The sequence below is a fragment of the Rhizobium sp. 01T444 genome (genome assembly GCF_056398305.1).
This window is the reverse complement of sequence record NZ_JBFTPD010000010.1, coordinates 82,871-101,885: the sequence shown is the minus strand read 5'-3', so window position 1 is coordinate 101,885 and position 19,015 is coordinate 82,871. Positions and strand designations below refer to the sequence as shown.

Sequence of the window (19,015 nt, the reverse complement as noted above, 5' to 3'; positions counted from 1 at the left end):
CCGGGTTGAAAAGTGGCAAAAAGTCTCACGCACAAGACCATTTAGACAGTTGCAACGAATAGCCAAAAGACATAGGTTCCGCGCAATTTCAAGATGGTCCGGTTTCTGGTCTGCCGGCTGCAAGGGGAGCATTGCAGATGAATTCATACGTCAATACGGCCGTGGGGGCGCTGCTAGGAACGATCTTCGTTCTGATGTCTGTCTCCATCGCGTCCGAGGGGATCTTCCATTCCGAGGCGCCGGAGAAGGAAGGTTTTGCCATCGTCGCCGAGGAGGCACCCGCCGCCGGCGGTGAAGGCGCACCTGCTGCCGTTGCTGTTCCGATCGCGCAGCTTCTTGCCAGCGCCGACGCCAAGGCCGGCGAGACCGTATTCAAGAAGTGTCAGGCCTGTCATGACGGCACCAAAGGCGGACCGAACAAAGTCGGCCCGAATCTCTTTGGTGTCGTAGATCGGCCGATCGCTTCGCATGAAGGCTTTGCATATTCCTCCGCCATGAAGGACTTCTCCAAGGGCAGCAGCGAGCATTGGACCTTCGAAAACCTCAACAAGTTCCTGCTGGCACCGAAGAAAGACGTCCCGGGTACCGCCATGGGCTTTGCAGGCCTGCCGAAGGATCAGGACCGCGCCAACGTCATTCTCTATCTGCACACGCTGGCAGATTCACCGGCTCCGCTGCCGGATCCGAATGCTCCGACTGCAACGCAGTAAGAAGCGACGAATTTTTTCGAGAAGAAGCCCGGTCACAAGCCGGGCTTTTTTATTGCCTCAGGCACCGAGAATATAGGCCCAGAAGGAAACGGTGATCGCGCCGAGCGCCGTGGTCACTGTAATCGTCGAGGCGGCAAGGCTGTGACCGACGCCGAAGCGGTTGGCGATCAGCCAGGCATTCACCCCCGTCGGCACCGATGAGGTCAGCACCAGAGCCGCCGCCCATTCGTTGTTGAGGCCGAAAAGATGGCTTGCTGCCCACACACAGCCAGGCAGCAGCAGCAGCTTGAAGGCGGAGGTCGCGCTGGCGATCCCGACATTACCGGAGACGCCGTATTTCTGCAGCGCCATACCGAGCGAAATCAGCGCCGCCGGACCAGCCGTGCTGGCGATCTGCCCAACGACGGAGCTGACCGTTGCCGGCATGGTCAGGCCCGAGACGTGAAAGACCGCGCCGGCCGCGATGCCGATGACCAGCGGATTGTGTAGCAGGTTCAGGCCGATCTGCTTCAGTACTAGGGTCATGCTGCGGTCGCTCTTGCCGGAAATCTTGCGTTCGGCATGTTCCATCATGATCGTGCCGGCCACCATCATGATCGGGAGATGCACGGCAAGCAGGATGGAAAGGGCAACAAGCCCTTCGCTGCCCACAGTACGCTCGACCAGCGGAAGACCGATGAAGATGTTGTTGGCGAAGGCGGAGGACACGCCGGCRAGCACGCCGATCCGCTCATCGCGCCCGAAGAAGCGCGTGGCAACGATGTGCCCGGCCGTCCATGTCACCGCGACACCGGCAAAATAGACGATCCAGAGCCGAAACGGCGACGCGCCATGGAAATCGGCCTCGGCGATGGTGCGGAAAAGCAGCAGGGGCACGGCGATCTTGAAGACGAACTCGCTCAAGGCATCGCCGACCTCAGCCGTCAGCAACCCTATTCGGACAATCAGCCAGCCGATGAGAATGAGAAGGAAGATCGGAAGAACGTCGAAGATGATGGCTGACATAAACTGCTGCTCTGCGCGGGGATCGCCGAGGTCTAGCAGCTAACCGCCAGCCATGACAAATGCCTTGGATGCAATATCTTTCGCGGCGCAACAAAAAAAGCGGGCTAGGCCCGCTTTTCCGCATCCGGTCCTGCCGGATAGCCGGTTGCGATACTGCCAGTTCATCCGTGGTCAGCGTCGTCCCGATAAGATTGAAGGGATCATCCCTCCCATACCCGGCCATACGAGATACCTGCATGCCGGTCTTCCTGATGCTGTTTTAGGCAGGCACGGTGACAGCGGCATGACGAATAAACGGCAGTTTTGCGAAGACTTGGAAGGCAGTGTGCTGTTTATCCTTCCAATACCGGCAAATTTCGCTAAGACCGACTACCGGCTATCACAAATCCGGGACTTCCCATTTCATGACCAAATTCGATGTTCTGACAGTCGGCAACGCAATCGTCGATATTATCGCCCGTTGCGACGACCAGTTCCTCATTGACAACAAGATCACCAAGGCAGCGATGAACCTCATCGATGCCGATCGCGCCGGACTGCTCTATTCTCGCATGGGGCCGGCACTCGAAGCTTCCGGCGGCAGCGCCGGCAATACGGCTGCAGGCGTGGCAAGCCTCGGCGGCAAGGCCGCCTATTTCGGCAAGGTCGCAGAAGACCAGCTCGGCGAGATCTTCGCGCATGATATCCGTGCTCAGGGCGTTCACTACCGGACCGAGGCCAAGGGAAAATTTCCGCCGACCGCACGCTCGATGATTTTCGTCACCGATGACGGCGAACGCTCGATGAACACCTATCTCGGCGCTTGCGTCGAACTCGGGCCTGAGGATGTCGAAGCGGATGTGGTGGCGCAAGCCAAGGTGACCTATTTCGAAGGTTATCTCTGGGATCCGCCGCGTGCCAAGGAAGCGATCCTCGATTGCGCCCGCATCGCCCACGAGAACGGCCGCGAAATGTCGATGACGCTCTCCGACAGCTTCTGCGTCGATCGTTACCGCAGCGAATTCCTGGACCTGATGCGCTCGGGCAAGGTCGATATCGCCTTCGCCAACCGCCAGGAGATCCTGTCGCTTTACGAGACCGACGATTTTGAGGAAGCGCTGAACAAGATCGCCAAGGATTGCAAGATCGCCGCTGTGACCATGAGCGAGGACGGCGCCGTGATCCTGAAAGGCAACGAGCGCCACTACGTCGATGCGATCAAGATCAACGAAGTGGTTGATACGACGGGCGCCGGCGATCTCTTCGCCTCAGGCTTCCTCTACGGCTACACGCAGGGCCGCACGCTGGAAGATTGCGGCAAGCTCGGCTGCCTTGCCGCCGGCATCGTCATTCAGCAGATCGGCCCGCGGCCGATGAAGTCGCTCTCCGAAGCTGCAAAGGAGGCGGGCCTTATTTAAAGGCCTCGCCCGGATAGGCACCCCAGATTTCCGACTGCGCCACCCAGCCTTCGGCGCCGTCGGTCTTTGCGAAACACCATTCGCCATTGCACTCGCCGATCGAGATCATCACACCAGGCTCCAGTTTGGCGACGATGCTGGCGGACGGCTGCGATTCACGGCGCAGGTTGACATAAACGCCCTTGCCTTTGCCCTTCATCCACGGTGCCGCGATTGCGGCCCGCTGGCCCGACAGCAGCGACTGATTGACCCAGCCCTCGGTGCCGTCGGCATCGCGGATACGGCGCCAGTTGTCGTATTCCTGGATGATTTCGACCGGCAAACCCGTCTTCAGATACATCCAGGAAACCGCATAATCTGTTCCCGGTCCGATGCGCAGGTTCACGCGTTTGGACTTCAGCGTCACGAAGCGCGGCAGCGGCAGGCCGCTCGGCCCCTTGGCCGCCTGGGCTTGTGCAAATTCGATGGTGCCCGCCGATACGGCAAAGGCAACCGCCAGAACGAGGCAGGACTTCAGAACTGTGCGACGCATGGAAGCTTCCGTTGGCTCGAATTCGCAGCAGGCCGCGCCTGCTCGCTTTCCGGGATTCCCCGGCCGCCACACGAGTTTTGTTTGTCTTCGCGTGCGGGTCTGGTAGAAAATGCCCGGAACGGGAAAATGATCGCCCATCTTGGTTAAAGACCTCTAAACAAGGCACTGCAAGCCGCTATGACGACGAAGAAAAAACCGAAGGTCTACATAACCCGCAAGCTGCCTGATGTCGTCGAAACCCGCATGCGCGAGCTTTTCGATGCCGAGTTGAATATCGACGATACGCCGCGATCCGTCCCCGAACTCGTCGAAGCCGTCAGGACCTGCGACGTGCTGGTTCCGACCGTGACCGACCGCATCGATGCTGCCCTCATCGAACAGGCCGGGCCGCAGATGAAGCTGATCGCCAGCTTTTCCAACGGTACCGACCATATCGATGTCGAGGCCGCCGCCCGAAAAGGCATCACCGTCACCAACACGCCGAATGTGCTGACCGATGACACCGCCGACATGACCATGGCGCTGATCCTCGCCGTACCGCGACGAATCGGCGAAGGTGCGCGCGTGCTGACCGACAAGCCCGGCGAATGGGCCGGCTGGTCTCCGACATGGATGCTCGGGCGACGCATCCATGGAAAGCGAATCGGCATCGTCGGCATGGGCCGTATCGGCACGGCCGTTGCGCGACGCGCCAAGGCCTTCGGCCTGTCGATCCACTATCACAACCGCAAACGCGTCAATCCGGCGACCGAGGATGAGCTGGAGGCGACTTATTGGGAGAGCCTCGACCAGATGCTCGCCCGTGTCGACATCGTCTCGGTCAATTGCCCCTCGACGCCCGCAACCTTCCATCTCTTGTCGGCAAGGCGCCTGGCGCTGCTTCAGCCGACGGCCTATCTCGTCAATACTTCTCGCGGTGACGTGATCGACGAGGCTGCTCTCATCAAAAGCCTGCGGGAAGGAAAGATCGCCGGCGCCGGGCTCGATGTTTTCGAGAACGAACCTGTCGTCAATCCGAAGCTGGTAAAGCTCGCCAATGAGGGCAAGGTCGTGCTGCTGCCGCATATGAGCTCGGCAACGATCGAGGGACGTGCGGAGATGGGCGACAAGGTCATCATCAACATCCGCGCCTTCATCGATGGTCATCGCCCACCGAATCGGGTGCTGCCGGGCCGGTGATGGCCGGAGCGCTCCCATCTCTAGCTGGCCGGATCAGCCGGCGAGCGCTTTCTTCATCTCGATAAACGTCACGCGCGTAAAACCCGGATGGGATTTCTCTGCGGTCTTTTCAAAGCCCCAGGCAGCGAAGGTCGAGTGATTGTCGACGAGCTCTATCCGTGTCTCGAGCCTCAATGCCGGAAGGCCGAGATTAAGCGCCGTCTCTTCGGCGATATCAAGCAGTTGCCGGCCGATGCCCCTGCCTTGCGCGGATGGCAGAACCGCGAGTTTTCCGACATAGAGGCAATCTTTCTCCGGGCGCAGGAAAATGCAGCCGGCAAGCTGCCCCGCATTCTCCACGGCATAGGCGATTTCCGCCTTTGCCTTTTCCGCCAGCGATTCCATCGTCAGGCGAGTTGCGGAGGAGGGCGGATCGATGCGGCCTTCCATATAGGCGAAGGATGCGAGAATGAGATCGAGCAGCTCGCTCCAGCGGGCAAAGCTCTCATCGATGCGAAAAGGCGTCATGCGGTCCTGCTCTGCCTCGCGCGCCGGCGCCTGTAGCGGATCGTATCGAAACGGGCAGACAGGGCGTCATAGAGCAGCAAGCGGCCGATCAGCGGTTCGCCGGCACCTGTAATGAGCTTGATCGCTTCCATGGCCATCAGCGTGCCGATCACGCCCGTCAATGCGCCAATGATACCGGCCTCCGCGCAGGCGGGGATCAATCCGGCCGGCGGTGCTTCGGGAAAGAGATCACGATATCCAGGGTTCTGCGTGCCGTCTTCCGCAGCCTCATAGGGTTTCAGCACCGTCAGCGACCCGTCGAAGCGGCCGACGGCACCTGTCACAAGTGGGATACGCGCTTCTTCTGCTGCATCGGCAGCCATATAGCGCGTCTCGAAATTATCCGAGCCGTCGATCAAGAGATCGAAGCCTGAGAGGTGCAAACGCGCCGTATCGGCGGAAAGGCGCTCAGTGAAACGGATGACCTTGATATGCGGGTTCAGCCGAGCGATCGCAATGGCCGCGCTTTCCGTCTTCATTTCGCCGATCGTGCCGGAATCGTGGATCACTTGTCGCTGCAGGTTGGAGAGCGAAACACGGTCGTCATCGGCAATGCCGAGCGTGCCGACGCCTGCGGCTGCCAGATATTGCAGGATCGGCGCCCCGAGCCCTCCGGCGCCGATGACAAGCACGCGCGCGGCCTTCAGCTTCTGCTGGCCCGCGCCGCCGATTTCCGGCAGCAGGATATGGCGATGATAGCGTGCGATTTCGTCAGGGCTGAGGGGTTCCATAGGCGTGATGCTAACATGCCCCGAACCGTCGGGAGAAGCGCTATCGCTCATTCGAAAACCCTTCCGTCAGCAACCGTGAAAAATTGCGCCCGCTCGGCAAGTGCGGCAAACATCTGATGGTCCGTTCCCGTCATGAAGGCCTGGCCGCCAAGCCCGTCTATGAGGTCGAACAATGCGGCTCGGCGTCCCTCGTCGAGATGGGCGGCAATCTCGTCCAGGAGCAGAACCGGCGCATGGCCAGTCAGGTTGCCGACGAGCCGCGCATGGGCAAGCACAAGGCCCACCAGCAGGGCTTTCTGCTCCCCGGTGGAGCAGCGCGCCGCTTCCATCTGCTTCTCACGATGATGCACGATGAGATCGGCGCGATGCGGCCCCTCCAGCGTGCGTCCGGCGCCGGCATCGCGGTAGCGGTTGGCGGCGAGCGTTGCCGCATACTCATCTTCCAGATCAACTGCGGGTCGGGAGAATTGGCCATCCATGAAGCCCGAGAGCTGCAGCGATGCTGATGGGAAGGGGGAGGTCTCGCGGCTTTCCTCGATGAGCCGTGTCAGCAGGCCGAGCATTTCCTGCCGGGCGAGTGCCATGGCAATACCGAGGCTTGCCATCTGCTCCTCGATGCCGGAAAGCCAGGACGGATCGAAGCGGCCCTCATCGAGCAGCTTGTTGCGGCTGCGCATGGCGCGCTCGAAATCGCTCGCCCGCTTGCCATGCTCAGGGTCGAGCGACAGCACCAGCCTGTCGAGGAACCGCCTGCGATCGGACGAGCCACCGGTAAAGAGCCCGTCCATTGCCGGCGTCAGCCAGAGCACACGCAGGTGGTCCGTCAGCTCGTCAACCGTCTTGGCCGTGGTTCCGTTGATACGCAGCCGGCGCGCCATCGCCTCGTCGCTGGTATCGATCCCTGTGCCGATCTCGACATCGCCTTCCATGCCTTCAAGCTCGGCAAAGATCGAAAATCCGCCCACAGCACCGACGCGGGTAATATCGCCATAGGCGGCGCGGCGCAGCCCGCGTCCCGGTGACAAGAAGGAGACCGCCTCCATCAGGTTGGTTTTGCCGGCGCCGTTGTCCCCGGTCAGCACCACGTGCCGCCCGTCGAGCGTAAGCGAGGCCGACGCATAATTGCGAAAGTCGGTCAGTTTCAGACGGGAGAGGGCAACCTTGTGCGGCATCGGATATCCGGAAACATCAAGGCTAACAGTGAGAGCCTTTCCTAGTCAGAATGAATCAATCTGACTAGAAAAGGCTCTAAGCCGAAGCGTCAGGGATATCAAGGCTGAGAGCCGTTTCGGCTGTCAATGCCTGCGAGGGGTGGGCGGCTCGAGCTGTGCCTCGGCCTCCGCAATCGCCTTTTCGATCCAATAGAGGAGATCCGGCCGGTCTTCGATCGAACCGCGCAGCGATTTCAATGAATCGATCATCATCGTCAGTTTCTGGCGGCGCATATCGATGACGATACTGTCGGCACCAGATTTCCCGGTGGGAGCGGATGTCATGCAGTATTCGAAGCCTCTTGTCTGACTGGTACTATAGGGGTTCCGGCGCGAGTAACTATCGTCCCATGCAATGAAGTCAACTACAGGGTGTTCAACTTTTCGCGACATCGCCGCCAGGTCATCAAACAATGATTAGAAGTTGTAAATACGTGCGGCGAACAGTTATTTGGGCAGCGTAATGCCCAAAAAAAGTCGGTTGAAATTTGCAACTTGCGGGTTGAGATATTCAGCTGACGCTATATGGTAAATGAAGGGTTTACCGGGAGAGAGTGCAGCAGTGCCAGATCCGATTGATATCATTGTCGGCAGCAACGTGAGACAGCTTCGCGCCCGCCGACGTGTTTCTCAACTGGAGCTCGGCGAAGCGCTTGGCCTTACATTCCAGCAGATACAGAAATACGAGAAGGGGACGAACCGCGTCTCTGCCAGCAAGCTGCATCAGATAGCGGTCTTCCTGGGGGTCGATATTTCCGAGCTATTTGAAGGTACGGGAATTTCGCAGTTTACCAACCGCGTCGAGCTGAGCCCTGAGGCCTATGAACTGGCGGTCAGTTTTGACAGGTTGAGCTCGATTGCGGGCAAGCAGGCGGTCAAGACGATCCTCAACCTCATGTGCGGTCAGGCAACCGAAAACGCCGCTTGATGCGTCGCATGTATCCTTGAAATCGACGGGATTTCAGTGAAGCTCGCGCTCGTGCAGCGCGACGAGCAGGGCATCCTGCGTCTGATGGCCGGCGTGATAAAGGTCGATCGCGATGCTGGCGATCGAAAGGCCCTGCTGGCTGCGAAGCTTGATGTTGCGTTCGGCGCACCACGAATAGAGCGCACCTGCCAACGCATCGACATCTTCGGACAGACAATTTGAAAAGTTCGTTGCCGACATCAAGATACCCTCTGTTAGTCCCGGATTGCGGGCCAAAGACAGTATGGATTTCAGTAACTTGCAAGCGTCATCGGATCTGTGCGTTAACACAAGACATCTGCATTTCGATCTGCGTCCCGACTTGAAACAGCTGTCCCGAATTGGAGCGCGCATGAAAAAAGCCGGAGGCGGAACCTCCGGCTTTTGTAACCTTGAAGGATATCGAGCTTAGCCCTCGAAGAATTCCTTCATCCGGGCAAAGAAGCCCGTCGATTCCGGATTGTTCTCCTTGGAGGAGAGTTGCTCGAATTCCTGCAGAAGCTCGCGTTGCCGCTTGGAAAGCTTCTGCGGCGTCTCGATCTGGATCTGGATGTAGAGATCGCCCGTCTGGCTGGAACGCAGCACCGGCATGCCCTTGCCCTTCAGGCGGAATTGCTTGCCGGCCTGCGTGCCTTCGGGAACGGTGACGCGCGACTTGGTGCCGTCGAGCGTCGCTACATCGAAGGTGCCGCCGAGTGCCGCCGTAGTCATGGAGATCGGCACAGCGCAATAGAGATCGGCTCCGTCGCGCTGGTAGAACTCATGCGGTTTCACCGACAGGAAGATATAGAGATCGCCCGCCGGGCCACCGCGAGCGCCTGCTTCACCTTCGCCCTGCAGGCGAATGCGGGTGCCATCCTCGATACCGGCAGGGATGTTGACCGAAAGCGAACGCTCTTCGGTCACACGGCCCTGGCCGTGGCACTTCGGGCACGGATCGGGAATGATCTGGCCGCGGCCATGACAGGTCGGGCAGGTGCGCTCGATCGAAAAGAAGCCCTGCGCTGCGCGCACACGACCCGAACCCTGGCAGGTGCCGCAGGTTTTCGGCTGCGTGCCCGGTTTTGCGCCGGAGCCCGAACAGACGTCGCAAGTGATCGACGTCGGAACGCGGATTTGTGCCGTCTTGCCGGAGAAGGCCTCTTCCAGCGAGATTTCCATATTGTAGCGAAGGTCGGCGCCGCGTTCGCGGCCGCCCGAAGAGCGCTGCCGTCCGCGGCCCCCGCCCATCATCTCGCCGAAAATGTCTTCGAAGATGTCGGAGAAGCCGCCACCGGCAAATCCGGCGCCACCGCCGAAGCCACCGGGACCGCCCATGCCGCCATGTTCGAAGGCCGCATGGCCATAGCGATCGTAGGCCGCGCGCTTTTGCGGGTCCTTCAACGTTTCGTAGGCTTCGTTGATTTCCTTGAACTTGCGTTCGGCGTCTTTGTCATCCGGGTTCTTGTCCGGATGGAATTTCATCGCCAGCTTGCGGAAGGCGCTTTTCAGCTCTTTTTCATCCGCCGTCTTGGCTACACCCAGAGTTTCGTAAAAGTCCGCTTTTGCCAATTTAAGCCCCGGAAATGGATTTCCGGCTGCCATGGTGAGCAGCCGGATGTCTATCGTCTAGCGTAGGCCGCCAGTCCGCCGATTAAGCGGACTTCTTGCGGTCGTCGTCCTTGACTTCTTCGTAATCGGCATCGACGACATTGTCATCCTCAGCCGAAGCGTCGGTCGCGCCGCCTTCGGTCTGCTGGGCTTCATAGATCGCCTGGCCGAGCTTCATGGAAACTTCCATGAGGGTCTGGGTCTTGGCCTTGATGTCCTCGGCGTCAGCTTCAGTTGCTTCGGTCGCGGACTTCAGAGCGGCAATCGCGTCGGAGATCGCGGTGCGGTCGGCTTCCGAAACCTTGTCACCGTAATCCTTGAGCGACTTCTCCGTGGAATGTATCAGGCTTTCGGCCTGGTTCTTGGCTTCCACACCTTCGCGGCGCTTCTTGTCTTCGGCAGCGTGCGATTCGGCATCCTTGACCATCTTTTCGATGTCGGCGTCGGAGAGACCACCGGAGGCCTGGATGCGGATCTGCTGTTCCTTGCCGGTGCCCTTGTCCTTGGCCGAAACCTGCACGATGCCGTTCGCGTCGATGTCGAAGGTGACTTCGATCTGCGGAACGCCGCGCGGTGCCGGCGGCAGGCCAACGAGGTCAAACTGGCCGAGCAGCTTGTTGTCGGCAGCCATTTCACGCTCGCCCTGCGAGACGCGGATGGTGACGGCCTGCTGGTTGTCATCGGCGGTCGAGAAGGTCTGGCTCTTCTTCGTCGGGATCGTCGTGTTGCGTTCGATCAGACGAGTGAAGACGCCGCCGAGCGTTTCGATGCCGAGAGACAGCGGGGTTACGTCGAGAAGCAGAACGTCCTTGACGTCGCCCTGGAGAACGCCGGCCTGGATGGCAGCGCCGAGAGCGACGACTTCATCCGGGTTGACGCCCTTATGCGGTTCCTTGCCGAACAGCTGCTTGACGACTTCCTGTACCTTCGGCATGCGGCTCATGCCGCCGACGAGAACGACTTCATCGATTTCGGCAGCGGTAACGCCGGCATCCTTGAGGGCTGCCTTGCACGGAGCGATCGTGCGCTGAACGAGATCGTCGACCAGGCTTTCGAGCTTGGCGCGGGTCAGCTTCAGTGTCAGGTGCTTCGGGCCGGAAGCATCAGCCGTGATGAACGGCAGGTTGATTTCGGTCTGCTGCGAAGAGGACAGCTCGATCTTTGCCTTTTCAGCAGCTTCCTTGAGGCGCTGCAGGGCGAGCTTGTCGTTCTTCAGGTCGATACCGTTGTCCTTCTTGAACTCGGCAACGAGATATTCGACGAGACGCATGTCGAAGTCTTCACCGCCGAGGAACGTATCGCCGTTGGTGGACTTCACTTCGAAGACGCCGTCGCCGATTTCGAGGATCGAGATATCGAAGGTGCCGCCGCCAAGGTCGTAGACGGCGATCGTCTTGCCGTCCTTCTTGTCGAGGCCGTAGGCGAGAGCAGCAGCAGTCGGCTCGTTGATGATGCGGAGCACTTCAAGACCTGCAATGCGGCCGGCATCCTTGGTTGCCTGACGCTGCGCGTCGTTGAAATATGCGGGAACGGTGATGACGGCCTTTTCGACCTTTTCACCGAGATAGGATTCGGCGGTTTCCTTCATCTTCTGAAGGATCATCGCGGAAATCTGTGCAGGCGAGTAGCCCTTGCCGTTGGCTTCGACCCAGGCGTCGCCATTGTCGCCCTTGACGATCGTGAAGGGAACGAGGTGCTTGTCCTTCTCGACGGTCGGATCTTCGTAGCGGCGGCCGATGAGGCGCTTTACGGCGAAGAGTGTGTTCGTGGGGTTGGTGACCGCCTGGCGCTTGGCCGGCTGACCGACGAGGCGTTCGCCGTCATCGGAAAATGCCACCATGGAAGGGGTCGTACGCGCGCCTTCCGCGTTCTCGATGACCTTTGCGTCCTTGCCGTCCATGACCGCGACGCAGGAATTTGTCGTTCCAAGGTCGATACCAATTACTTTTGCCATGTCATTCTCTCCTTGAAGCAAGCTGTCGGAACCCCGGTAAGGCATTTCCCTGACAGCCCCTTACGGGATGGGTCTACTAAGATTACGCAATCGTGATTGCGGTGATGCGGCGTATATAAGGAGCGGTTTTCTGGACTGCAAGGCGAGAAATGGCCTGGAATCCAGCAAAACGAATGTGTTGCGTTCAATTTTTACAGTAGCCGGAAAAGGGTCTGCTTTGCACCTTCAAACCGTGCAAATCTTGCATGCCGAGCCTTGCGCGGGACGTGCTCCCGCAAGGCGTCTTATCCGGTCTCAATACTGTCTGCTGTCTCCTATTGCCCCATGATGAGATCGAGCAGGGTCGTGCGACGTGGCTGCGCCCCTGATGTTGCCTGCGGTCCGCCGACATCACCGGGCGGCACCATGTCGTCGTAACCGCCGCCGGCGACATCGGCAGGCGGCACAGGTCCGCCATTCACCGGCATCGCCGTCCGCGGCTGTCCGGGCGCCGGCGGATAGCGGTTCAGGTCGGCATTGCCGCCGAAGACACCGGAAATGATGCTTCCGACCGTCGAAGGCTGCTCAGGTGCCGGCTGCGCCTGCGCCATCGGCTGGCCGTTGCCGGGATCGACATTGGGATCGGAGAATGTCTGGCCCATGCCGAAAAGCGGTGCCGGCGAAAGCCCCTTATGCGCGGCGACCATGAATTCCTTCCAGGCCTTGGCCGGGAGCCCTCCGCCGGTCACCTTCTTCATCGGCGTGCCGTCGTCATTGCCGAACCACACGCCCGTCGTCAGATTGCTGGTGAAGCCGACAAACAGCGCATCGCGCGAATTCTGCGTCGTACCGGTCTTGCCTGCTGCCTGCCAGCCGGGAAGCTTGGCGCTCGAGCCTGTACCGCCGTTGATGACGCCCATCATCATCATGTTCATTTCGGCGACGATCTGCTCGGAAAGCACGCGCGGCGGATTGTCGTAGGTATTCTCGTACAGCACCTTGCCTTCGGTGGTGGTCACCCGGCGGATCACATGCGGGGTTGCCTTGTAGCCACCGTTCATGAAGGCTGCATAGGAGGCCGTCAGCTCCATCAGTGACACTTCCGAGGTGCCGAGCGCGATCGAGGCATTGGGCTGCAGGTCTGATTCGATACCAAGGCGGTGGGCGAGTTTGATCACCTGATCCGGGCCGTCATACATCACAAGCTGGGCGGCCACCGTATTGAGCGACTTTGCGAGCGCAGTGCGGAGCGTCACTTCGCCATTATATTTCTTCTCGTAATTCTCCGGTGTCCAGTTGCCGATGCGGATCGGCGCATCGTTGAAAACGGAATCCGGCGTCAGGCCCTTTTCGAGCGCGGCTGCATAGACGAATGGCTTGAAGGAGGAGCCCGGCTGGCGTTTGGCCTTGACGGCGCGGTTGAACTGGCTCGTCGCGTAATCCCTGCCCCCGACAAGCGCACGGATCGCGCCCGTACCGTCGATCGAGACGAGGGCCGCCTGCGACGCGTCGAACTTGCCGCCTTCCTTGTCGAGCACATCGACCAGCGACTGCTCGGCCTTCTTTTCGAGGTTCTTGTCGATGGTCGTATCGACGATGACGTCTTCCTTCACGTCGCCGACCAGCCCCTGCAGCTCGTCCATCACCATATCAGCGACATATTGTCCGGCGCCCGACCAGTAGCTGCGGGCAGAAGCCGGCGTCTGTGACATTGCCGTCTTGATCTCGCCGTCGCTGATATAGCCCTGGTCGCGCATCGCCTGCAGCACGATCTGCGCGCGGGCATTTGCGGCGTCCGGATCACGGGCCGGCGAAAGGCGCGACGGCGCTTTCACGAGGCCCGCAAGCAGTGCCGCTTCGCCGAGGTTCACATCGCGCGCCGACTTGTTGAAATAGCGGCGGGCGGCCGCTTCCACGCCATAGGCATTCGAGCCGAAATAGACGCGGTTCAGATACATCGCAAGGATCTGGTCCTTGGTGTATTTCTGCTCCAGCCAGAAGGAGAGCAGCACCTCCTGCACCTTGCGCTCCAGCGTGCGCTCGGGCGAGAGGAACAGGTTCTTGGCGAGCTGCTGCGTCAGCGTCGAACCGCCCTGGATCGGCTGGCCGGTCGCATTGTTGACGAAGGCACGCGCCAGCCCAAAGGGATCGACCCCGAAATGCGAATAGAAGCGTCGGTCTTCGATGGCGATGATCGCTTCCGGAATATAGGGGGACATGTTCTCCAGGGAGAGCTCCTCGCCGCCGGTCGCACCGCGGTTGGCGATCGCGCTGCCGTCTACGGCGGTGATCTTGACGTTTGGCGGCCGTTCCGGGATTGCCCAGGTGCTGGCGCTCGGCATGCGCGAACCATAATAGAACACGAGCCCGGCAACACCGATGCCAGCCCAGATGCCAAGTACGATACACCAGTAGACGACCCTGCGCAGGAACGCGAACAGACCACCGCCTTCACGCTCGCGCGGCTCGGGACGGCGCTTTGCAGGTGCGCGGCGAGGAGCGGGCGATCGCGATGGACGCTTGGAGCCGTGTCGCCCGTCGATGCGGTCGTCGGCATCGAGCGCAAATTCGTCATCCTCCTCACGGCCGCCACGGCCGTTGAAGGACGGTTCGATCCTGTCGTCTGATCTGCGTCTGGCTACCATCGTGGAGCGGCTGAACCCTTGCTCTAAGACCGCGCCCCCAGGCAACGGTTTTATCCGATTGAATTGTAAATGCGGCGAATTAACGGGCTGTTAAGAACAATACCAATACGGCCAAGTGCTCTCCCTGCCTGCATTTTTTCCGTCAGCCAGCCATGACTTCCCCACATGGCTGCCATTCATTGTGAGTGTCACAAAACTGACATATATCGCCGCGACTTCGCTTCTCCGAAGAAGCAGAGCGCAATATCAGGCAGAAAATGACGATCGATCCCGACAAGATGGACGAAGCTCGCCTCCGCGAAGTCTGGAGCGTGCATGCCTTTGCGCAGCATTATCGCCTCGACAGGGTGGAGGAGAGCCGGTTGAAGATGCTGCTTGGCCCTTATGCAGAGATGCGTGATCTGCTGGCGACCCAGCGTCGCACTTCTTCCGGCTGGTGAGGGAACCAATAGGCTTTGCAGCAGTTTTATCGAGAGCGGGACATACCCCTCACGTCCCGCTCAGATCGGCCGTCTCCCCTCAACACGTGCCGATCGATATCAGGCCCGGCGTATCACCAGATACGTCGGGTCCTTTTCTTTAGGGGCGATAAGGCCCGCGCTCGCGATAATAATAATCCGGCCCGCGGCGCCAGCGGTCGCGATCGCGTCGTTCAGATTTTAGATTGTTTTTCAAAGACTTACGGAAGTGTCAGGATGAGCGCAGCTTGAACGGCGATCAAGGTTTTTCACGAGGCCTTGAAATGTGAAAGGCGGCTTCCGATATAAGGTTTCAGAAATCGCAGCCCGGAGATGTTGTGCGCGTTATCGTCGCATCGTTTCCGCGATCTGGTTGAACTAGCCGTTTACCGGCAGTAAACCTTTCGGGATCACTCTGGCTGTGCACTATCCGCTTCTCCTTTGACCACGGATGTACTGGCACTGAGATGAGGCGGATAACGGAAGGCCGGTTTGCCCCGGCCTTTTTGTTTGCAGATTTCGGATGGCGTGCCGCGCAGACCGCGGGCACGCCTTTTTTATTTCAAGCCTTCAGTGCGGCAAGGATGCGCACCCAGGAGCGGATGCCCTTGTGGTAGGAGGCGAGCTCGTACTTTTCGTTCGGTGAATGGATACGGTCGTCGGAGAGGCCGAAGCCGACGAGCAGGGATTCCATGCCGAGCATTTTCTGAAAATCTCCGACGATCGGGATCGAGCCACCCATGCCGATGACAATGGCAGGCTTTGGCCATTCATCGGAAAGCGCGTTGCGCGCCTTGGTCAGAACAGGCGAGTCATAGGAAAGATGAATGGCCGGCGAGGCGCCATGCGGATGGAACTCGACCGAGCAGTCGGCCGGGATCTTCGAGCGAACGTAGTTGCGGAAGCTTTCACGGATCGCTGCCGGATCCTGCGTACCGACGAGGCGAAAGGAGACTTTCGCCGATGCCTTTGCGGCAATGACAGTCTTGAAGCCTTCACCGGTATAGCCGCCCCAGATGCCGTTGACCTCGGCCGTCGGGCGCGCCCAGGTGAGTTCCAGGACTGAGCGGCCCTTTTCGCCCGAGGGAATGGAGAGGCCGACTTCGCCGAGGAAGTTTTCCGCCGACTTGCCGAGCGCCTCCCAGGATGCCTTGATGTTGGCGGGCGTTTCCTCCACACCGTTGTAGAAGCCTTCGAGTGTAATGCGGCCGGTTTCGTCATGCAGGCCGGCAAGCGCCTCCACGAGAATATGGATCGGGTTGGCGGCGGCCCCCCCGAACAGGCCGGAATGCAGGTCGCGATCGGCGGCCGTTACCACGATTTCTTCACCGACAAGGCCGCGAAGAGCGGCCGCGATTGCCGGCGTATCGCGATCCCACATGCTCGTGTCGCAGACGAGGGCGTAATCGGCCTTGAGCTCAGTGGCATTGGCTTCGAGGAACGGCTTCAGCGACGGCGATCCGGACTCTTCCTCGCCTTCGAAAAGAATGGTGACGCGGCAGGGAAGCGCGCCGTTGATCTCCTTATAGGCGCGGCAGGCCTCGACGAAGGTCATCAGCTGGCCCTTGTCGTCGGCCGTGCCGCGGCCGGTCAGGATCTTGCGGCCGTTGCCGGCATCCTTGATGGCCGGATCGAAGGGGTCGTTTTCCCAGAGCTCGATCGGATCGACCGGCTGCACGTCATAGTGACCGTAGAACAAGACGTGGGGCGCATCAGCCGAGGCACCTTCGTGATGGGCGACCACCATAGGGTGGCCGGGCGTGTCGCGAACCGAGGCATCAAAGCCAAGCGTCTTGAGATAGGCTACCAGCCACTCGGCTGCCTTGCGGCATTCGGCCTTATAGGCCGGATCGGTCGAGATCGACTTGATGCGCAAGAGCTCGAACAGCTTTTCGAGGCTTGAATCGAGATTCTTGTCGGCACGCGCAAGGATGGGATTTAGTTCAGTCATTTCCGACTCCTTCTGAAATTCGGCCGGACGATAGACCCAATCGGCCGCGGTTTCGAGCGTCAAATTTCAAGATGTTATGTTGGCACCAAATGCTACAATAGATAAAGTAGTGACATTAAATGCAATTTACGGTTATTTAGCACAATCTAAATAACATCGTGCAGAGGTCGACTTTCGAGGTGGCGAATGTTCTCGGTTATTGCCTGCATCAGGGATAATCATGACTGGCGGCTGGTCGTTGCCGCTGTGATCGTCTGCCTCGTTGGCAGCCTGACGACCATGCTCCTTCTTTTCCGTGCCCAGGAATGCGATGTCGGCCAGCGAAAGCTCTGGATCGGCACGTCAGCCTTTGCCTGCGGCGTGGGTGTATGGGCAACGCATTTCATCGCGATGCTCGCTTATGATGGCGGCATGCCGATCAGCTACGATCTGCGCCTTACCTTTCTCTCGGTATTCCTGTCGATTTTCCGCTCCTGGGTGGCCATACTGATCGCGTCGGAGGGCAGGACCGGCTATTCCCTTGCTTTTAGTGGCTTGCTGATGGCGCTTGGCATCACGGCCATGCATATGACTGGCATGCAGGCGATCGAGGCCCCGGCCGTCATCGTCTATGATGCCTTCACGTCGGTCGTTGCTTTCTGCTCCTGCGCGGTTCTGGCGACGGTAGCCTTCCTCGTCTTCTTCCAGTTGAAAGGCATGAAACGCTTCGCCGCCTCCTCCGGCGCCTTTGTGCTGGCGATCTGCACGCTGCATTTCATCTCGATGAGCAGCATTACGCTGGTGCCCGACCCAACGCGCGAGGTGCCGGCGATGGCGCTCCAGCCCGAGGTTCTTGCGGTGATCGTCATGGTTGTCGCAACCGGCCTCATCCTCATGGCCTTCGGCGCAGTCTTCCTGGAAAGCCATCTGACCGATCTTCGCGGCCTTGCCAACGTTTCGCAGGAGGGCCTCGTCATCCTGCGCGAAGGCAGGATCATCGACACCAATGAGCGCTTCCTGACCCTGTCTGGCTGGAAGCTTGCGGAACTCACTGGCAACATTCCCTCTGCCGTCCTGGCTCTCATCCATGTTGGGCAGGAGAGTGATCAGCGGGAAATGCTGCTGATTGCTAAGGACGAGAGGGAGATCCGTGTCGAGGTCGTCACGCGGCGGATCGTTTATCGCGGGCGCCATTGCGATGTTCTCGTCGTTCGTGACCTCACCCAGCACAGGCGCGTCGAAGAGATGAGCGAGCATCTCGCCCATCATGATGTTTCGCCAGGCTCTGCAGGTCGCTGAGCTAGAGTGGGCGCAGATTTTCGGCATGCCGAGGCCCAGGTAATAAAGCTCAAGCGCAACCGCGCCGCCCCGGAGCGATTCAGAGTGCCTTGGCGTTGTTGATGAGGCGCCGGATATATTCGAGCATCAGCTCCCGCTCGAAGACTCGAAAGCCCTTGAAGAGCGCAAGATCGGCCTCGCGTGCCGTATCGATGGCCTCAGCCTCCATCGCCTTGGCTTTCTCGGAGAGGAAGATCAGTTGGGCGCGTTTGTCGGTTGGGTGTGGGCGCCGCTCGATCAGCCCGTCGCGCACCATGCGGGAGAGCGTGTTGGCCATCGTCGCTTGTTCGATATCGACGCGCTCCAGAAGCTGCTTCTGGGTGAGCCCGTCTTCGGCCCAAAGTTCCAGAAGTATGGGGAACTGGCCGGGAGAAAAACCGAGTCCTGCCGCGCGCTGATGTAGCGAGCGGGCAAAACCCTTGGCCAGCTGGCTGGCAAGGTAGGCACCGGAATCCATTCGATTAAATCCCATGATTGTAAATTAGGCTCAAAATCGTGCAGTAGACAATGCAACAAATCGCATACGATCCATCAAAACATATGCGGCAAGCTCTTAAATTTTCGAGAGGTGAAGCGCCTGGCTGAAAAACAAAGCCGCCATGGCCTGGAGGATGGCCATGGCGGCTTGAAAATGGGGACAAAGGCCCGGAGAGGGGGATGAGGCCTTTGTCCAAGCCTGACGCGGCGGGGGACAAGCCGGCTATCAGACCCGCGGCGCGATCAAACGCCGGTAGGTGTGATTTGTGATTGAGAATGTGGTTTTTCAAGGGAAAGAGAAAAAACCGCCTATTACAAATTGGTAACAGTTTGGTGAGGCGGAATCTTTTTGCGCACCCAAGTTTA

17 protein-coding genes and 1 pseudogene are annotated in these 19,015 nt (G+C 59.6%); 6 read left to right on the top strand and 12 right to left on the bottom strand.

Annotated elements, in window-relative coordinates; genetic code table 11:
- Positions 1-137: 137 nt before the first annotated feature.
- Positions 138-710: a c-type cytochrome gene (locus AC1DTN_RS15970; RefSeq protein WP_113016191.1), complete on the top strand. Its 573-nt coding sequence runs from the start codon at positions 138-140 to the stop codon at positions 708-710.
- A gap of 57 nt (positions 711-767) precedes the next feature.
- Here the strand turns inward: AC1DTN_RS15970 and AC1DTN_RS15965 are convergent, their stop codons facing one another.
- Positions 768-1,715 carry an AEC family transporter gene (locus AC1DTN_RS15965; protein WP_477921677.1) on the bottom strand — a complete coding sequence of 316 codons (948 nt, stop codon included), beginning with the start codon at positions 1,713-1,715 and terminating at the stop codon, positions 768-770.
- 404 nt (positions 1,716-2,119) lie between these two features.
- Here AC1DTN_RS15965 and AC1DTN_RS15960 point away from each other — a divergent pair, with 404 nt between their 5' ends.
- Entirely contained in the window at positions 2,120-3,112 is a 993-nt protein-coding gene (locus AC1DTN_RS15960) for an adenosine kinase (RefSeq protein WP_477921676.1), read from the top strand.
- On the opposite strand, the gene AC1DTN_RS15955 is transcribed toward AC1DTN_RS15960, so the two are convergent.
- A complete protein-coding gene (locus AC1DTN_RS15955) occupies positions 3,105-3,644 on the bottom strand; it encodes an SH3 domain-containing protein (protein WP_477921674.1) in 540 nt (179 codons plus the stop codon). The two genes, AC1DTN_RS15960 and AC1DTN_RS15955, sit on opposite strands and share 8 nt — an antisense overlap.
- A 177-nt stretch (positions 3,645-3,821) precedes the next feature.
- On the opposite strand from AC1DTN_RS15955, the gene AC1DTN_RS15950 reads away from it, so the two are divergent.
- The gene (locus AC1DTN_RS15950) at positions 3,822-4,823 is read left to right on the top strand and encodes a 2-hydroxyacid dehydrogenase (RefSeq protein ID WP_477921672.1); all 1,002 of its coding nucleotides are present in this window, start codon (positions 3,822-3,824) and stop codon (positions 4,821-4,823) included.
- 33 nt (positions 4,824-4,856) lie between these two features.
- Here AC1DTN_RS15950 and AC1DTN_RS15945 read toward each other — a convergent pair whose 3' ends face one another.
- The 4 genes from AC1DTN_RS15945 to AC1DTN_RS15930 all read right to left on the bottom strand — a co-directional run bounded on the left by AC1DTN_RS15945 (position 4,857) and on the right by AC1DTN_RS15930 (position 7,596).
- Positions 4,857-5,330 (bottom strand): GNAT family N-acetyltransferase, encoded by a 474-nt coding sequence (locus tag AC1DTN_RS15945; protein ID WP_477921671.1) that lies wholly within the window; start codon positions 5,328-5,330, stop codon positions 4,857-4,859.
- Positions 5,327-6,151, bottom strand: coding sequence for a molybdopterin-synthase adenylyltransferase MoeB (locus AC1DTN_RS15940; protein WP_477921670.1), 825 nt, complete (start codon positions 6,149-6,151; stop codon positions 5,327-5,329). The genes AC1DTN_RS15945 and AC1DTN_RS15940 overlap by 4 nt, the downstream gene beginning before the upstream one ends.
- Positions 6,148-7,272 carry a DNA replication/repair protein RecF gene (gene recF, locus AC1DTN_RS15935; RefSeq protein ID WP_477921668.1) on the bottom strand — a complete coding sequence of 375 codons (1,125 nt, stop codon included), beginning with the start codon at positions 7,270-7,272 and terminating at the stop codon, positions 6,148-6,150. Before recF ends, AC1DTN_RS15940 begins: the two co-directional genes overlap by 4 nt.
- Positions 7,273-7,395: 123 nt before the next feature.
- Entirely contained in the window at positions 7,396-7,596 is a 201-nt protein-coding gene (locus AC1DTN_RS15930; RefSeq protein ID WP_113320508.1) for a hypothetical protein, read from the bottom strand.
- Positions 7,597-7,873: 277 nt separating this feature from the next.
- On the opposite strand from AC1DTN_RS15930, the gene AC1DTN_RS15925 reads away from it, so the two are divergent.
- Complete coding sequence (locus AC1DTN_RS15925; RefSeq protein WP_007813894.1) at positions 7,874-8,239, top strand: helix-turn-helix domain-containing protein; 366 nt, start codon at positions 7,874-7,876, stop codon at positions 8,237-8,239.
- A 33-nt stretch (positions 8,240-8,272) separates the two neighbouring features.
- On the opposite strand, the gene AC1DTN_RS15920 is transcribed toward AC1DTN_RS15925, so the two are convergent.
- The 4 genes from AC1DTN_RS15920 to AC1DTN_RS15905 form a co-directional block, all read right to left on the bottom strand.
- On the bottom strand, positions 8,273-8,479 hold the full coding sequence (locus AC1DTN_RS15920) for a hypothetical protein (protein WP_007813896.1): 207 nt from the start codon (positions 8,477-8,479) through the stop codon (positions 8,273-8,275).
- A 207-nt stretch (positions 8,480-8,686) separates the two neighbouring features.
- The gene (gene dnaJ, locus AC1DTN_RS15915; RefSeq protein WP_113320509.1) at positions 8,687-9,829 is read right to left on the bottom strand and encodes a molecular chaperone DnaJ; all 1,143 of its coding nucleotides are present in this window, start codon (positions 9,827-9,829) and stop codon (positions 8,687-8,689) included.
- 82 nt (positions 9,830-9,911) lie between these two features.
- Positions 9,912-11,822: a molecular chaperone DnaK gene (gene dnaK / locus AC1DTN_RS15910; protein ID WP_477921667.1), complete on the bottom strand. Its 1,911-nt coding sequence runs from the start codon at positions 11,820-11,822 to the stop codon at positions 9,912-9,914.
- A 314-nt stretch (positions 11,823-12,136) separates the two neighbouring features.
- Positions 12,137-14,446 (bottom strand): transglycosylase domain-containing protein, encoded by a 2,310-nt coding sequence (locus AC1DTN_RS15905; RefSeq protein ID WP_477921665.1) that lies wholly within the window; start codon positions 14,444-14,446, stop codon positions 12,137-12,139.
- A gap of 257 nt (positions 14,447-14,703) precedes the next feature.
- Here AC1DTN_RS15905 and AC1DTN_RS15900 point away from each other — a divergent pair, with 257 nt between their 5' ends.
- Entirely contained in the window at positions 14,704-14,886 is a 183-nt protein-coding gene (locus AC1DTN_RS15900; protein ID WP_007813904.1) for a hypothetical protein, read from the top strand.
- Between the two features lie 580 nt (positions 14,887-15,466).
- Here the strand turns inward: AC1DTN_RS15900 and AC1DTN_RS15895 are convergent.
- On the bottom strand, positions 15,467-16,855 hold the full coding sequence (locus AC1DTN_RS15895) for a dipeptidase (RefSeq protein ID WP_477921664.1): 1,389 nt from the start codon (positions 16,853-16,855) through the stop codon (positions 15,467-15,469).
- Positions 16,856-17,041: 186 nt separating this feature from the next.
- On the opposite strand from AC1DTN_RS15895, the pseudogene AC1DTN_RS15890 reads away from it, so the two are divergent.
- Positions 17,042-18,109: pseudogene (locus AC1DTN_RS15890) on the top strand (MHYT domain-containing protein); the annotation flags it as partial.
- A gap of 103 nt (positions 18,110-18,212) precedes the next feature.
- Here the strand turns inward: AC1DTN_RS15890 and AC1DTN_RS15885 are convergent.
- The gene (locus AC1DTN_RS15885) at positions 18,213-18,629 is read right to left on the bottom strand and encodes a MarR family winged helix-turn-helix transcriptional regulator (protein ID WP_007813909.1); all 417 of its coding nucleotides are present in this window, start codon (positions 18,627-18,629) and stop codon (positions 18,213-18,215) included.
- Between the last annotated feature and the right edge of the window lie 386 nt (positions 18,630-19,015).